Genomic DNA, 14,332 nt, shown 5'->3' with positions numbered 1-14,332 from the left:
GTTCTCGGCAATCGTGGCGAGTTCCTCCCGGTTGGTATGCCAGTGGCCTCGAGCGCCGATTCCGGTGACCTCGCCCGAGGCCCGCCCCTGGAGCGCGGCGCGACGAACGTTCCCATCCACTTGTGCCCGGTCAGCCGGTTCAGCACTGCCGACCCGGGTGGTCTCCCGCAGGCGTGACCGGCTGCTCGACCACTCGGTGAATGATCTGCTGCCGGACTTCGGAGTCCTCCGCACCGATGTCCGTTGTCCGTCGTGGGGAATTCGGGTCTGGGGCTGATGGCTAGGGCTGGATCGGTGTGGTCGGCGCGTCGTTGTCTGGGTGGGTTGTTCGGGATGGCTGTCGTGGGCGTTGCTTTCGGCGGGATGCGGTGTGTCGCTCGGCGGGTGTGGTGTAGGGGGTGGGTTTGGGTCCCCCGAGTGCTGGTAGTTGAAGGGTGACGGGGTCGGTGACCGGGGTGGTTTCGACGAGGTCGACGGGGTTGTGGTTGCGGGGGTGTTCGTCGTCGAGGACGGGTTCGCCCAGGCCGATTTTCTGTTGGATTCGTTTCATCCAGGGAGGTGCCCACCAGCAGTCATCGCCGAGCAGTTTCATGATGGCGGGAACCAGGAGCATGCGCAGGATGGTGGCGTCGATGAACAGCGCGGCGATCATGCCGTAGGCGATGTATTGCATCATCACCAAGTCGGAGAAGGCGAACGCGCCGACGACCACGAGCAGGATGAGTGCGGCTGCGGTGATGATGCGGCCGGTGTGTGCGGTGCCGATGCGCACGGCTTCGGTGGTGGAGGCGCCTTGGCTACGGGCTTCTACCATGCGCGAGAGCAGGAACACTTCGTAGTCGGTGGACAGGCCGTAGATCACGGCCATGATGACCACGAGCATGTTCGATTGGATCGGCTGCGGGGTGAAGTTCAGCAGGCCCGCAGCGTGGCCGTCGATGAAGATCCAGGTGAGGATGCCGAGGGTGGAGCCGAGACCGAGGGCGCTCATCAGCGCCGCCTTGACCGGCAGGACGAGGGATCCGAAGGTGAGGAACATCAGCACGGTGGTGACCAGCACGACGAGTGCGATCATCCATGGCATCCGCGTGAGCAGGGCGTCGATGCTGTCTTTCTGCATCGCGGGCACGCCACCGACGAGCATCGACATCGTCTCGGGTTGTTCGATGGAGCGCAGGTAGTCGATCGTCGGGCCGGCGTTGTCGGGCTCGGTGAGCACGGCGGTGGCGCGATAGACATCCGGCTGCGATGCGGAGCGGGACGGCAGCCCGAAAGGTTCGGCCAGGCCAGGGGCTTGGTTGGCCTGTTTCACGACGGCGCCGATGGCATTGGTGTCGGTCGAGACGAAGATCAGCTCGATCGGGTCGGATCTGCGTAGCGGGAAATAGTGGTCGATCTGCTGTTGGGCCAGGCGAGTCGGGTTGTCCGGCGGTAGGTATTTCTCGCTGAACCCGCCAAAGGCCAGGTTGGCCATCGGCAGAATCAACAGCACCAACACGAGGACCAGCGGCACGGCGATCTTGACCGGGTGGCGCATCACCCAGCGGGTGGCGCGACCCCAGAACCCCTTCTCGACCTCGTCGGCGGGCTTGGTTCTTCGGAACTGTTTCAAGCCCAACATGTCCACGCGCGGCCCGAGGACCGCCAGCATGGCGGGCAGGATGGTGATCGCGGTCAGCGCCGCCATGGAGACCGTGGCGATGGCGCCGTAGGCGATGGATTTCAAGAACCCTTGCGGGAACAGCAGCATGCCGCCGAGGCTGGCGATGATCATCGTCGCGGAGAACACGACGGTTCGTCCCGCGGTCATCACCGAGCGCCGCACCGCGGCGCGGGTGTCGTAACCTTCGGCGATTTCTTCGCGGAAGCGGCTGACGATGAACAACCCGTAGTCGATGGCCAATCCGAGCCCGATCATCGACACCACCGGGGAGACGAACGAGTTGACCTCGGTGAAATTGGTGAGGAACCGGACGATGCCGAAGGCACCGAAGACGGTCAGCCCACCGACGATCAATGGCAGCGCGGCGGCGACGATGCCGCCGAAGATGAAGAACAGCAGAATCCCGACCGCGGGAAAGGCCAGCAGCTCCATGCGATGGATATCGGCGGCGACGGTGTCGTTGAGCGCGCCTGCCACCGGCTGCAACCCGCCGACTCGCACGTCCACACCGGGGATAGTGAAAGCATCTTTCACCATCCTGAAGTTGCGCACCATCGCGGTGTCGTCATCACCGCGGATCGCGATCGCCGCGACCGCACGCTTCTTGTCCCGGGTCGCGGCTTGCGCGCCGCTGAGCTTGCCGGTCTCGGTGCGCCAGTAGGAGGCGTTGATTCCCGAGATCTGTTCCGGATACCGTCGCGGCAGGCTGTTGAGGCTGTCGACGACCGTGCGGGAGAACTCCGGGTCGTCAACGGTTTTGCCCTCTGGTGCGGTGTAGAGGACCACGACATCCACGTCGTGATTGCGGCCGAACGCCGCATCGGCCAACCGTCCGGCTTCGGCCGATTCCGCGGCCGGGTCGAACATCCCACCCGAACTCAGATGGTCTTCCAGTCCGAGCCCATAGCCACTCAGCACTACCATCGCCGCGGCCACCACGCCGATGACCACAAACCGCACACGCGAAACCCGTCCACCCCACCACGCGAACACCCCCGGTCACCGCCCCGCCGACGAACACCGGCATAACTCAGCGCCACGAAACTCGCCGATCGGTGTGCGTTCCAGGCCGCTGCGTTCGAACACGTCGATCCCCATGAAGCAAACATCCTTTCCCCTGCACTGTGATCCCGCCCTCTATGCCTCCCACGCGAACGAACAGCACCAGCGCCACGGTTCCCAGGATCAACCATCCCGCAGTCGCCGCGGTTGACACCGTGAACAGCTTGCTCGCCTCTGACGAATCCAGCCACGTCTCGGCGTCATCGTGCCCGCCGACGGCGGCCTGCGAACGAGCCACCACGCATTCGACCACTGGTGTGCGTCGAGACGACCTGGCGCTGATCTGCCGGCGCTGGCTCGGCAACAACGTTACCGATGCGCGCCTTCGCCTCGTTCGGGGTGATGACCGCGCCGCAGCTTCCCCGCGCGCTTCGCTCCGGCGTCGGACAGGCCGCGCCAACGTCGATCTGCTGTTGCGCCGCGAACTACCTTGCTTCTGCGTCGACTACCGGCCCGACCTCGACGCCGTGCGCGGCAATATCGTGCCGTAAGGAGGTGGTGCAGCAGGCGCACAGGATGCACTTGGTACCGATGAGTACACATTCGGCGCACAGGCCCAAACCGTATGAGACATTTTCCACATTGCAACCCCGACCAGCAGGACTTGCTCGATGCGGTGGCCTCCGTGATGTTCGCCGAACAGCGCTTGAACAAGCTGCCCTGGCGGGCCGACTGGCGCAAGCTGATGCGCTCATATGCCCTGCGGCTGTGATCGATGCTGGACCGGCACCCGAAGGCGATACCGGTTCTTGCCGGTCGCCTGGTCCGACACAGCGAGAACATCGACATCGGAAACCGTATGATCGCAACCCTGCAGACGGCGGGATTTCCGCCGGCTACCGCGCTACAGGCTCGACCGCGACGGGCATTGGCGGAGCGGATGGGATTGCCGCGCCAACGTTGTGATCCTCTGGGCGGCAGGGCATTCCGCCCTGCCGCCCGACCACGAAGATCAACTCACAAGGCCGCGTACCCGCCCGACCGGGTGGGCGAGGCAGCCAAGATGTGCGCTAATTGTCGAATACGAGGACCGCTTTGGTGACTTTGCCGTGGTGTGCGGCGTCGATAGCGGTGTTGATCTCGGTGAAGGGGAAGGTTTCGATCAGTTGGTCGAAGGGGAATTTGCCTTGTCGGTAGAGTTCGATCATGCGGGGGATGAACTCGCGGGGTATGGCGTCGCCTTCGATGACGCCGACGAGTGATTTACCGAACAAGAGGTGGCCCTGGTCGATGGTGATGTCGTTGGGAATGCCCTGGAAGCCGACCGTGGCGCAGATGCCCGGTGTCTGAAGGCATTCCAGCGCCGCGCGCACGACTTGCGGGAAGCCGATGCAGTCGACGGAGAAATGTGCTCCGCCGCCGGTGATCTCGCGGATCTTTTCGGCCGGGTCGGTGTCGGTGGAGTTGACGGTATGGGTGGCGCCGAGTTCCCGGGCTTTGTCCAGGCGTTCGTCGGCGATGTCGACGGCGATGATCGTGGTGCATTCAGCGGCGACGGCACCGAGTAGAGCGGCCAGGCCGACCGAGCCGACGCCGAAGATGGCGATCGAGGATCCGGGCGTCGGATCGAGAGTGTTGAGTACCGCGCCCGCACCGGTCTGGATTCCGCAGCCCAAGGGGCCCAGCAGTTCCAATGGCACGTCGTCGCCGACCTTGACCGCGTTGTGTGCGGCGACGACGGCGTGGTGCGCCCAGGAGGATTGCCCGAACCAGGCGCCCAAAACGGGGGAGCCGTCCTTGCTCAGCGGGGTCGAGCCGTCGGCGCGTGCACCGACGAGGTTGAGCTCCATGAATTGACGGCAGTGCTGCGGAATCCCTGCCACGCAGTGGTCGCATTGCCCGCAGTGGGCGTAGGACAGAACCACTCGGTCGCCGACTGCGAGGTCGCCGACTGCGCTGCCCACCTGTTCGACGATTCCGGAGCCTTCGTGCCCGAGCACGATGGGGGTCTGGCCGGCGCCGGGCGCGGCGATCACACCGAGGTCGGTGTGGCAGACGCCGACGCCGACGATGCGCACCAGCACCTCGTCCGGGCGCAGTTCGGCGATGTCGAGTTCTTGGATGTCGAGTGGGGCGTTCGCCGAATGCAATACGGCGGCTGTTGTTTTCATGGTTCTCCTCAGAGCTGCGCAGAGCGCGTGCGGTCCAGTTCGTCGAGTTTCCTGCGCATCAACTTGCCCGATGAGGTGGTGGGGAGGGTGTCGACGAACACCACATCTCGTGGTCGTTTGTAGGCGGCCAGTCTGGGCTCACAGAAATCGCGAATCGCTTCGACGGTGGGTTCGGTTCCCGGTCGCGGCACGATGTAGGCGACGGCGATCTCGCCTTTGGTCTCGTCCGGTCGCCGACCGACCGCGACCATGGCGACGTCGGGGTGTTCGGCGAGCACCCGTTCGATCTCGGCGGGATAGACGTTGTAGCCGGCGGTGATGATCATGTCCTTGAGCCGGTCGACGATGAAGGCATGGCCGGTCTCGTCGAGATAGGCCACGTCGCCGGTGCGCAACCATCCGTCGGCGTCGAGAACCTCGGCGGTGGCGTCGGGCCGATTGTGATATCCGAGCATCACCACCGGTCCCCGGACGACGAGTTCACCCGGCTGACCGGGTGGGACGGGATCGTCGGAGCCGTCGATCGCCGCGATCGCGATGTCGGTGCCAGGCAACGACACACCGATGGAGCCCGGTCGAGCCGGTGCGTGCACCGAGTGGGTGGTGCCCAGGCCCGACAACTCGGTCATTCCCCAGAGTTCGAGAAGGGGCGCGCCGGTACGCCTTTCCCACCGTTCGATCACGACGGGGGAGAAGGTCTGCCCACCTACGGTCGATACGCGGATGCTCGTGAGGTCGGCGGTGTCGAGTTCGGGCGCGGCCAGCAGCATCGAGTACATGGCGGGCACGCCCTCGAACACAGTTACCCGGTGTCGCTGGATGAGTCGCAACGCCTCGGCCGGGTCGAAGCGTTCCATCAGCACGACGGTGCCGCCGGCCAGGAAGGTGCCGTTGATCGCGACATTGCCGTAGACGTGTGCCGCCGGTAGTGCCGAGAGAATGACATCGCGGTCGGTCTTCCCGTGCATTGTGGCGGTGTGCGCGCAGTTGAGCAGCACCGATTCCAACGATTGCAGGGCGCCCTTGGGGTGCCCCGTGGTGCCCGAGGTGTAGCCGATGCTGCCCAGATCGCGTGGACGGCGCTCGACCGCGGTTACCGCGTCCGGACTACCGGAGGCGAGGAATTCGTCGAATGACGAATCCAGACTCACCTGCGCCGCGAGCGCCGCGTCGGCGATGTGGTCGCCGACGCGCTCCGCTTCCCGCGGGCCGATGAACAGTCCCTTCGCCGCGCAGTCGTCCAGGACGTAACGCAACTCCGGACCGGTCAGCATCACATTGACCGGATTGACGACACCACCCGCCTTGAGGATGCCGTGATAGGCGGCGATCCACTGCCAGCTATTGGGGCCGAACACCGAGACGACGTCACCAGGAACGAATCCCCGGGAAATCAGCGCCGAGGCGACTCGGTTGGACTCCGAGTCGAGTTCGGCGTAGGTGAGGGTGCGGGTGGCGGTGATCAGCGCGACGGCGTCCGGGTTGCGTTGTGCCGCCCAGGGCAACACCTCGGCCAGGCTTACCGCGGGACGTGGAAGTGCCATCGTCGTCATGCCACCGTGCCCGGAACGCGGTTGAGGCAGATGGTCTGGTGGTTGGTGTATTCGGCCAGACCGTGCAGCGAGTTTTCCGCACCGATACCCGACTGCTTGTGGCCCCCGAACACCTGATGCGGGGAGTATTGGTGGATCTCGTTGAGCCACACGGTGCCCGCCTCGAGTTGGCGGCCGATGCGTTCGACCGCGGCGAGGTCGTTGCCCCACACGCTGGCGCCGAGTCCCCACAGGGTGTCGTTGGCGCGAGCGATCACATCGGCTTCGTCGGACCAGCGAAGCAGCGGCAGGATCGGACCGAACGGCTCCTCGGCGACCAGGCGCGAGTCCTCTGGTGGGTTGTCGACCAGGGTGACCGGGACGAACCAGCCCCCGGATTCGGTGTCGATCTCCCCGCCGAGGGCGAAGGTGTAGCCGTTGGCCTTGCAATCGGCGAAATATTCGGCGACCTTGTCCAGCTGTGGTCGGTTCTGGATCGGACCGAGCTGGGTTTCGGGCAACGAGCCGTCGCCGACCACCACCGTTTTCGCGTAGGCCACCAGCGCGTCGCGCACCGCGTCGTAGACGTCGTCGTGGATGTAGACACGTTTGGCGGCATTGCAGAACTGCGCGTTGTTCTGGAACGCCGCCCAGAAAATTTGCGGCGCAACCTTTTCCGGGTCGACGTCGGGAAGAACAATCGCCGGGTCGTTGCCACCCAGCTCCAGGGTGAGCCGCTTGAGGGTGCCCGCCGCCGAGGCCATGACGTGCTTGCCGGTCTCGGTGCTGCCGGTGAACGCGATCTTCGCGATGCCGGGATGCGCTGTCATCCATTTGCCCAGGTCGTCGTCACCGCTGAGCGCGCTGAGGACACCGGGCGGCAGCAGATCCTGTACCAGTTCGACGAGTTTGAGGTCGCACAGGGGAGTGAACGGCGAGGGCTTGACGATGATGGTGTTGCCGCTGACCAGGGCGGGGGCGATCTTCCATACGGCAAGCAGGATCGGGAAGTTCCACGGCACGATCGCACCCACCACACCCAACGGGGTGTGCCGGCTGATCACCTTGCGTTCGGGGGTGTCTTCGAGAACTTCCTCGGGCAATGCCTGTTTGGCGATCTCACGGAACCACGCGACGCTGCCGTAGACCTCCCACTCGGCCATCCCGCGCGGCTTTCCCTGTTCGGCGGTCAGCAGCGCCAGGAACTCCTCGGCGTGCTGCTCCAACCGGTCGCCGATCGCGGAGACGATGGCCTGCCGTTCGGAAAGCGGGGTGGCCGACCACGCGGGGAAGGCGGCTCGAGCGGCCGCTACGGCCTCGTCGAGATCGGCCTGCGTCGCGATCGGAACCTCGGTGAACACCTGACCGGTCGCGGGGTTGTAGACCGCCGCTCGTGTCGCGGAATCTCTGCTCTCGCCGTTGATGGTGTTGACATACGCGGTGGTCTCGAGCGTACTCATCGGGCCTCCTTGCCTGCGGTGACGGGGCGCGTAGGTTTGCCGCGGCGCCCGCCGGTCAGTATGACGACCATCACTATGCGCTTCCGGAGACGCGGTGAGGTGTTCGGATTCGGAACACTCGCCGGCCGTCGCGATAAACGGCTCGCCGCGCTCAGCCCGTGATCTGGTAGTAGCGAAGTCGCTGGTACAGCGTGTTACGGCCGATGCCCAACGCGCTGGCGGTCGCGGCCTTGTTGCCGTGGGAGGCGGCCAGGGTGGACAAGATGGTGGCGCGTTCGGCTCGCTCGAGCGGCGTCAACTTGCGGAGCGCCGGTTGCCGGTAGCTTTCGGGCAGATCGTCGATGGTGATGTCGCCGTGTGAGCGGCCGTTGGCCGCGGTGCGCAGGACGTGATGCAGTTCGGACAGGTTGCCGGGCCAATCCTGTTCGGCCAGGACCGCGAGCGCCGTCGGCGCGACACGCAAATGGACAGCGTGTCCGGGTTCGTCTCGATCTCCGACCGCCAGACGCTCGAGGACATCATGGACGATCCGGGGGAAGGTATGCCCGGCATCGCGTAAAGAGGGCATGCCCTCCCGCTCGTCGACGAGACCGTACAGTGCCGCGTGCTCCTGGGAAGGAGCGTCGGCGACCTCTCCGGAAACCATGACAACTGTGCAAGCGGCGTTCGACAACAGGGCCCGGATGGCTGCGGCGTCCGTCGCGTGGCACAGATGGACGTTGTCGAGGACAACCGCGGCCGATGTGCTCAGCGCGCGAGCGAGTCTCGAACGCCACTGTCCGCTGTCGTCGAGTTCGGTCGCCACATTCATGACGGTGGCGTTCTCCCCGGCGATGGCGCGGGCGCGCGCGGATCGTCCGGAACCCGGACCACCGGTGACCAGGATCGTGCGGTGGTCGCGCGCACGTGCCCGGCTTCGGATCGGCGCAGGCGCCGGTTGGTGTGGCAAGACCTCGATCAGCACACCGTCGCGGCAGTCGTCGACCAATCTGGCGTGAACAGCGACCGTACGTCCGGACGAGAGCGTCAGCGTCTGCGCGATCTGCCCGCGGGTACCCAGTTCGGAGGCGAATGCGCGCAAGGCCGGGTAGTCGTCGGTGCTCACCAGATCCGTAGCCGCGGCATTGGTCAGCGCGAGGTTCTCGCCGAACAGGATGATGGCGGACTTCTTGCGGGCGGATTCTCGCTGGAACTCGGCGAACAGGCGCTGCTCGCTCAGCCGGGAACCCTCCTGAAGCCGCTGCTCGATATCGCGCACGGCGCGCATGAGGAAGGGGCCGAGCAGGTTGCTGCGGTCCTCGACCGGACCGGTGAGATCCAGGACGCCCTCCAGTCGCCTGGTGATCGGGTGAATGATCGGTGCGCCGTAGCAGCAGAAGACCCGCAGGGCTTCGAGGAAGTGCTCATGACCGGCCACGGCGATCGGTTTGCGCAATTCGAAGGCGGTGGCCAGCGAGTTCGTGCCGCTGACCTCCTCGACGTACTGCACGCCCGGGACCGCTTGGACGGCGTCGAGATACCGGTAGAGGACCGGATTGCTGGTGCGCCGATCGACGATGCGCGCGCAGTGGTCGGCGAGCAAGATCGAGAACCGGGTGTCGTCGAGTTCGTCGAGAATTTTGGTCAGTACCGGGTCTGCCGCACGCAGGAGCCGACTGTGGCGGTCGATATCGAACAGCGGTGTCTCGCGCACCGCCATGGTGGGGTCGAGTCCGCTCAGCACGGATCGGCGCCATCCAAGGGCAATCTCCGGCCGCAGGTCGACGTCATTGTCGCGAAAGCTCGTGGTCATCGAATCTTGTGGTTGGTAGCTGTAACGAAGTGGTGAGATTTATAGCAGTTTGCCGCCGCCCATGGTGCTGCGCAAGGTTGTGACGATGACAGCCATAGCTCACCACGGGCTGAGTGTTCCCTGGCGAGCGTTCGGCGCCGGCCCGTCGCCGATCGCCCGACGCGCAGGAGATGACCGGGGCGCGTCCGCGGCAGATGAGTCGGCTGCGCCATCCGGTGAGCCTGTCGTCCCAGCTGGTGAACGCGTGGGAATGCTTCGACGCCGAGGCGGCGGGTGCGCTACAGCAATACCGCTCTCAGGTCAACTCGCTGGGTTTGGGATACATTCTGAGCCAGATCGAGGTCGGGCTCCGGTCCGGTTCGACGACGGCCGAACGTGCCTTTCGATCGAGGTTGCCCGCGGTCAGTTCACGCGGCGCAGTGCGCCCTCCGCGCGCAGGTCCGCGATAGTGGGATAGCCGTCGATGGCCATGAGCAGGTCGGCTTCGGCGAGGATCGACCTGATGTGGTGGACCACGCCGTCCTCGCCACCGAGCGCGAGGGCGTAGGCGTAGGATCGGCCGACGCCGACGGCGGTCGCGCCCAGGGCGAGTGCCTTCACGACGTCGGTGCCGCTGCGTACGCCGGAGTCGAACAGCACCGGAGTGTCATCGGCCGCTGCCACGACATCCGGCAGGGTGTCCAGCGCGGGCAGTCCGCCGTTCGCTTGTCGCCCACCGTGATTGGAGCAGTAGATGCCGTCGGCGCCGAAATCGATCGCCTTGCGGACATCGTCGGGATGGCTGATGCCCTTGAGCACGATCGGCAGGCTGGTGGCCGCACGGATCCACCGGAGGTCCTCCCACGACAGCGAGTAGCCGAACTGGCCGGCCCACTCCGCGGCGGCGGCCGAGATGTCGTCCTCCGGTGTCGTGGCCAGACGTCGGAGGAAGTGTTCGTCGGTGAAGTAGTTGGCGAGGCAGTATCCGCGCAGCTGGGGGAAGTTCGCGCGGTTCAAGTCGCGTGGCCGCCATCCGGTGACCCAGGTGTCGAGCGTGACCACCAGAGCTCTGTATCCTGCTGCCTCGGCACGGTGGATCAAGCTGACGGCGAGGTCACGGTCTTTCGGCGTGTACAGCTGGAAGAAGCCGGGTGTGTCGCCGAGCGCGGGCCCCAGTTCCTCGACCGGATCGGTGGACAGCGTGGACTGCACCACCGGGACGCCGGTGCGGGCGGCCGCGCGCGCCACGTGCAGATCACCGTGGAAATCCTGGGCGCAGATGCCGATGACGCCGATCGGAACGGTGAACAACGGAGTGGGTAGACGCATGCCGAACAGCTCGATCGACAGGTCACGCTCGTAGCGGCCATTGAACATGCGGGGAATCAACCCCCATTTGTCGAAGGCCGCCATATTCGCCCGTTGGGTGTGCTCGTTACCGCAGCCACCCGCCACGTACGACAGGATCCACTCCGGCAGCACCTCGGCCGCTCTGCGCTCGAGGGTCTCGAAGTCGACCGGATAGCGCGGAAGGATGCCTTTCGTCCCCGCTCGGTAGATCTCGAGCTGGAAGTCACCGTATTGCTGCGCCACGTGCCGTGTCCTTGTCTATCGTTTCGTCTCGGGGTTTCAGCGGCGTCGAGCCACGCCGACCTGGGCGAGTGCGTCGTCCACGTAGCCTGCCGCCGCGTGCATCGCGTTCCGGTCGCTCTCGTTCAGGCGCCAGTCCAGCACTTCCGCCGCGCCGGACCGGGTGAGGCGGACCGGCACACCGACCGCGATGTCGTCGATGCCGTATTCCCCGGCCAGCACCATCGACGCCGGCCAGATCTCGCCGCTGTCGGAAGCGATGGCACGCACCATCGAGGAGATGCCGTTGCCCGATGTCCACGTCGACGTGCGCGGCACCCCCAGCGCTACCCACCTCGGGTACCACTCGAGCAGGTAGGCGCGTGCCGCACGCTGTTGCCGCTCGTCGAGAACCACCGGCCGATCGTCGATCTGTACGCGGTCGAACAGCGGCACACAGTGATCACCGTGCTCCCCGAGCACCCAGGCCGACACTCGATGTGGTGGTACGCCCAGTGCTTCGGCGATCCCGTATCGCAGTCGCAGGCTGTCGTTGATCGTGTAGCCGAGCACACGGCGGCGATCGATCCCGGTCATCTGCTGCAATGCGGTGACGAGCGGATCCACCGGATTGGACGCGACGATCAGCACACCGGGCCACCCGGGAGTCGCTGCGAGCGTTTGCCCGGTTTCGCGGGCGATGGCGAGATTTTCGGCGAGGTATTCGATCCGGGGGCTGTCCTTGCGCGGTGGTGCGGCGGCGGATAGCACCACGATGTCGGCGTCGGCGGCATCGGCGACGGTGCCCGCGCGAACGTCGAACGGACGGGCCGAGATTCGCAGTTGCTCCAGATCCCACACGTGTGTTTGCAGGGCATCGGTGTTGCGGTCGATCAGGACGAGCTCGTCGCCGGTCCCGTTCAACGACAGGGAGTACGCCACGGAGGAACCGATCCCGCCTGCCGCTCCGACGATCGCGATCTTCATAGCAGCCTCCTGGGCATCTCGGACCGAGATGTGGGGGTAGAGAGTTGTGCCTATCCGAGATGCTCGAGTGTTGATTGTGTCACAATCTGGATTGTGACACAAAAATTGTGTCACAAAAGAGGCGGGTCTGTGATCGGCGTCCGTTGCGATACTGGAGGCTGTGAACGCCGAGTCGAACGCTGCCGGGAGAGTTGCCGCTCACCTGCGCGATGAGCTGTTGTCCGGTTCCCATCGTCCCGGCGAGCGGCTCAGGGAAGAGGAGTTGGCGGCACGATTCGGAACCGGCCGCTACACCGTTCGCGCAGCGCTGCGGTCACTGGTCGCCTCCGGCCTGCTGGATCACCGCCCGAACCGGGGTGCGATCGTCCCGCTGCTTTCCCGGGAGCGCGTCGATGAACTCTATGACCACCGAGAGGTGCTCGAGATCGGCGCACTTCGTCTGGCACAGCGGCACGGGGCCGATCTCGGGCGGGTCGCCGAAGCGACGCACGCGTTGCAGGCGCTTCCCGACGACGCGTCCTGGGTCGAAGTCATCGTGACCCATCAGCGGATTCACCACGAGCTCGTGGTCGCGGCCGCAAACAGCAAGCTGTTACAGGCCTACACGCAGTGTGAGGAAGAACTGCATTACGTCGTCTCGACGGTCCGGCCGGACTTCACCGCCTCCCGCCTCGCGCAGCTGCACACCACACTGCTCGCCGAGCTGCAACGCGGCGGCGCCGCCGCGATCGCCGCGCTCGAATACGACCTGCAGATCGGCCGTTCCGCCGTGCTCGACGCATTGCCCGGCCGTCACGAAGAAGCCTCCTAGCCGCAGATACCTGATCTGCGTCCATGCACCGAGATCACCTTTCCGATCGTGGATGGGCGACTTGCACTGCCGCGTGGACGACGTCTGTACCCAGTAGGGTGCAGCCGTGGTCCGAGCACGATTTGCGGCAGCGCCGTACACACTCGCCGATGTCCTACCGTCTATCGCCGCGTCCTACGGGATGCAAGCCCACAACCCCTTGGAGCTCACACCCAACCGTGATGTCGTCGTGCTGGTGATCGATGGACTGGGTGCCGAGTTGCTCAGGCGGCACACCGATGTCGCGCCGACGCTGGCGGCTCACGTCAGAGCCACTCTGACCGCCGGCTTTCCGGCGACGACCGCAGTCAGCATCACCAGTCTGGCCATGGGGGCACCCTGTGCCACGCACGGCATCATCGGCTACAGCTTCGCCGTGCCCGACACCGACAGCGGCCTCAGACTGCTCAACTCGCTGCGCTGGCGACTCGATGCCGCGACCGGCGAAGACGCCCTCGAGACCTATCCGCCCGAAACCGTGCAGCAAGCTCCCAGTCGCGTACAAGACCTCGCCGCACGCGGGATAGATGTGCACTATGTGATTCCGGCGTATCAGAGCGACTCGGGCCTGACCCGCGCCGCGTTCCGCGCCGCCGGAACGCTACATCCTGCCAGCGACCTCGACCAGCTGCGAGCAGGAATCCTCGCCGTCGCCGACCATCCCGGAACACAGCCCCGATTCGCCTACGCCTATTTCCCCGATCTCGACGCGGCCGGCCACATGCACGGACCCGAATCACCGCGATGGCTGGAAGTCCTGCGTGACATCGACGCCTGCGTAGCCGACCTGTTGACCGATCTACCGGCCACCTGCACGCTGCTCATCACCGGCGATCACGGAATGATCGGGGCGGACGACGTCATCGACCTCGACGCACGGAGCCGGTTGCACCACGACGTCCGGCTGATCGCAGGCGAGGCCCGGGTGCGCCACATCTACCTCGAGCGTGCCGATGCGCTGTCCGATGTCATGGCCGTATGGACCGACGAATTATCCACCCACGCCCATGTGGTCAGCCGCGAGCAAGCGTTGGACGAGCATTGGTTCGGGTCCACTCCGCCCGAGCCCGTCATCGCCCACCGAATCGGAGACCTCATCGCCGTCGCGGAGGGCCGCAGCGTTCTCGTGTGCCCGGACCGTGAACCACTCGAGTCGACGATGCTCGGTCATCACGGCGCGTGGACAGCCGACGAGCAACTGGTTCCACTCATAGTCAATCGATAAGCGGTCAATCGATAAGCGCACGCGAAATGTCATCCTCTCGATCGACGGACCGGACAAAGCCGGCCGGACCGGAGGAGCCCGGCACGGATCGCACCCACCGTG

11 protein-coding genes are annotated in these 14,332 nt (G+C 65.5%); 4 read left to right on the top strand and 7 right to left on the bottom strand.

Features of this window, described 5'->3' with window-relative positions:
• Positions 1-280: 280 nt before the first annotated feature.
• Positions 281-2,656 (bottom strand): MMPL family transporter, encoded by a 2,376-nt coding sequence (locus ACT89H_RS06995; protein WP_445107689.1) that lies wholly within the window; start codon positions 2,654-2,656, stop codon positions 281-283.
• Positions 2,657-2,880: 224 nt separating this feature from the next.
• Here ACT89H_RS06995 and ACT89H_RS06990 point away from each other — a divergent pair, with 224 nt between their 5' ends.
• Positions 2,881-3,216, top strand: coding sequence for a hypothetical protein (locus ACT89H_RS06990; protein ID WP_445107688.1), 336 nt, complete (start codon positions 2,881-2,883; stop codon positions 3,214-3,216).
• 74 nt (positions 3,217-3,290) lie between these two features.
• The gene (locus ACT89H_RS06985) at positions 3,291-3,437 is read left to right on the top strand and encodes a hypothetical protein (RefSeq protein WP_445107687.1); all 147 of its coding nucleotides are present in this window, start codon (positions 3,291-3,293) and stop codon (positions 3,435-3,437) included.
• A 298-nt stretch (positions 3,438-3,735) separates the two neighbouring features.
• On the opposite strand, the gene ACT89H_RS06980 is transcribed toward ACT89H_RS06985, so the two are convergent.
• The 6 genes from ACT89H_RS06980 to ACT89H_RS06955 all read right to left on the bottom strand — a co-directional run bounded on the left by ACT89H_RS06980 (position 3,736) and on the right by ACT89H_RS06955 (position 12,155).
• Positions 3,736-4,836 carry an NAD(P)-dependent alcohol dehydrogenase gene (locus ACT89H_RS06980; RefSeq protein ID WP_445107686.1) on the bottom strand — a complete coding sequence of 367 codons (1,101 nt, stop codon included), beginning with the start codon at positions 4,834-4,836 and terminating at the stop codon, positions 3,736-3,738.
• An 8-nt stretch (positions 4,837-4,844) separates the two neighbouring features.
• Entirely contained in the window at positions 4,845-6,380 is a 1,536-nt protein-coding gene (locus ACT89H_RS06975; protein WP_445107685.1) for a class I adenylate-forming enzyme family protein, read from the bottom strand.
• 5 nt (positions 6,381-6,385) lie between these two features.
• Positions 6,386-7,828 (bottom strand): aldehyde dehydrogenase family protein, encoded by a 1,443-nt coding sequence (locus ACT89H_RS06970; protein ID WP_445107684.1) that lies wholly within the window; start codon positions 7,826-7,828, stop codon positions 6,386-6,388.
• Between the two features lie 151 nt (positions 7,829-7,979).
• On the bottom strand, positions 7,980-9,620 hold the full coding sequence (locus ACT89H_RS06965) for a sigma-54-dependent Fis family transcriptional regulator (RefSeq protein ID WP_445107683.1): 1,641 nt from the start codon (positions 9,618-9,620) through the stop codon (positions 7,980-7,982).
• Positions 9,621-10,022: 402 nt separating this feature from the next.
• The gene (locus ACT89H_RS06960) at positions 10,023-11,192 is read right to left on the bottom strand and encodes an alpha-hydroxy-acid oxidizing protein (RefSeq protein WP_445107682.1); all 1,170 of its coding nucleotides are present in this window, start codon (positions 11,190-11,192) and stop codon (positions 10,023-10,025) included.
• 36 nt (positions 11,193-11,228) lie between these two features.
• On the bottom strand, positions 11,229-12,155 hold the full coding sequence (locus ACT89H_RS06955) for a malate dehydrogenase (RefSeq protein WP_445107681.1): 927 nt from the start codon (positions 12,153-12,155) through the stop codon (positions 11,229-11,231).
• A gap of 160 nt (positions 12,156-12,315) precedes the next feature.
• Here ACT89H_RS06955 and ACT89H_RS06950 point away from each other — a divergent pair, with 160 nt between their 5' ends.
• Together ACT89H_RS06950 and ACT89H_RS06945 are read left to right on the top strand one after the other, a co-directional pair.
• Entirely contained in the window at positions 12,316-12,966 is a 651-nt protein-coding gene (locus ACT89H_RS06950; RefSeq protein ID WP_445107680.1) for a GntR family transcriptional regulator, read from the top strand.
• Positions 12,967-13,072: 106 nt separating this feature from the next.
• The gene (locus ACT89H_RS06945; protein ID WP_445107679.1) at positions 13,073-14,230 is read left to right on the top strand and encodes an alkaline phosphatase family protein; all 1,158 of its coding nucleotides are present in this window, start codon (positions 13,073-13,075) and stop codon (positions 14,228-14,230) included.
• Positions 14,231-14,332: the final 102 nt, after the last annotated feature.

This window comes from Nocardia aegles (genome assembly GCF_052545135.1).
The sequence above is the reverse complement of the archived record's forward strand: the minus strand, read 5'-3'. Positions and strand labels throughout refer to the sequence as shown.

What these genes read in the sequence shown, in the direction of transcription:
- ACT89H_RS06965 (WP_445107683.1), bottom strand. Translation starts at nt 9,620, where the DNA reads ATGACCACGAGCTTTCGCGACAATGACGTCGACCTGCGGCCGGAGATT.
- ACT89H_RS06975 (WP_445107685.1), bottom strand. Translation starts at nt 6,380, where the DNA reads ATGGCACTTCCACGTCCCGCGGTAAGCCTGGCCGAGGTGTTGCCCTGG.
- ACT89H_RS06980 (WP_445107686.1), bottom strand. Translation starts at nt 4,836, where the DNA reads ATGAAAACAACAGCCGCCGTATTGCATTCGGCGAACGCCCCACTCGAC.
- ACT89H_RS06955 (WP_445107681.1), bottom strand. Translation starts at nt 12,155, where the DNA reads ATGAAGATCGCGATCGTCGGAGCGGCAGGCGGGATCGGTTCCTCCGTG.
- ACT89H_RS06970 (WP_445107684.1), bottom strand. Translation starts at nt 7,828, where the DNA reads ATGAGTACGCTCGAGACCACCGCGTATGTCAACACCATCAACGGCGAG.
- ACT89H_RS06985 (WP_445107687.1), top strand. Translation starts at nt 3,291, where the DNA reads ATGAGACATTTTCCACATTGCAACCCCGACCAGCAGGACTTGCTCGAT.